We start from the raw sequence: 1438 nt of genomic DNA on the forward strand, positions 1-1438 counted from the left end.
GTCATGAGCGAGGTCGTGCAGAAAGCGATCGCTATGCGGCATGATACTCCGGCTTCAATTCAATGACTGTGTTGCACTCAGTTTCTGCATCCGCCCTGATTCATACCGCCCGCGGCATGGGATACATGATGGATGCTCCGGAGTGAATATGAAGCACCTTTCGCTGACCGCACGCATGAGCCTGATGTTCATGTCCGCGGTAATTGCAGTCCTGACGGTAGCAGGGCTGAGTTTCAATATGCTCAGCCAGCACCACTTCAAGATGCTGGATCGGCAGGCCCTGGTGGAGAAACTCGAATCCGCCAAACATATCCTCAACAATGCTCGCGGTGAAGCGAGCCTTTCGGAAGAATTACCGCAGTTGCGAGCTTTGCTGGGAGCCCATCAGGATCTGGCCGCCACTATCCTGGCCAGTGACGGTTCTGTACTGTTTTCCGACCCCAGAGCAGTCGAAGTACCTGAGCGTTTCAGACGTGCAAATGAGCAGAGCATGTGGGAGTGGCAGAACGGCCAACACATGTACCGTGGCATGACGGAGCAAATCTCGGTAGCCGATCAGGCTGAGCCGCTCACTGCGTTGCTGATTCTTGACGTCACCAATCACACACACTTTTTCGACACGCTGCAACGATGGTTTTGGATTGGATTGGTCATCAGCGCCCTGTTCAGTGCCGCACTCGGCTGGGTGGTTGCTCGCAGCGGCCTTAGGCCTCTGCGGCAAGTCACTCATGTGGCCTCCGGGATGTCCGCTCGCTCGTTACAGGAGCGAATCCCTCTCGAACCAGTGCCGCGGGAACTTCAGCAACTGGTTCTCTCCTTCAATGCGATGTTGGCTCGGCTAGAGGATGCCTTCGTTAGGCTCTCCAATTTTTCGGCCGACATTGCCCACGAGCTACGAACTCCAGTCAGCAATCTGATGACCCACACCGAGGTCGTGCTGAGTAAAAAACGCGATATCAATGCCTATGAGGAGAATCTGTACTCCAACCTGGAGGACTTGAAGCGCATGTCTCGGATGATTGATGACATGCTGTTCTTGGCCAAGGCTGATAATGGCCTGATCATCCCCGAGCAGGCCAGGATCGAACTGGCTGACGTAGTCTTCAAGCTGTTTGACTACTACCACCTTCTGGCCGAAGAGCGCGGCATTGAGCTATCGCTCACAGGCAAAGGCCAAGTGCTGGGAGATCGGCTGATGCTTGATCGCGCGCTATCCAACTTGCTGTCCAATGCGCTGCGCTACACGCCGGCGGGACAGACAATTTCGGTTCTGATCCGCGAGACAGAGGACTCCACTACCTTCAGTATCGAGAACCCAGGGGACACAATCAGCTCAGAGCATCTAGGGATGGTCTGAAGTAGCCACGTATTTCTGGCCGACTACAGACCTCGCTGTTTTTTGAAGCGATCCATCGATCAAAAAGCGCTCAGATCGTCG

Annotated in this window: 1 pseudogene; it reads left to right on the top strand. The window is 54.7% G+C overall.

Annotated features, from left to right (window positions below):
- Positions 1-148: 148 nt before the first annotated feature.
- Positions 149-1345 (top strand): annotated as a pseudogene (locus H165_RS18895) (heavy metal sensor histidine kinase); the annotation flags it as partial.
- Between the last annotated feature and the right edge of the window lie 93 nt (positions 1346-1438).

This window comes from Pseudomonas thermotolerans DSM 14292 (assembly GCF_000364625.1).
Lineage (GTDB): Bacteria > Pseudomonadota > Gammaproteobacteria > Pseudomonadales > Pseudomonadaceae > Aquipseudomonas > Aquipseudomonas thermotolerans.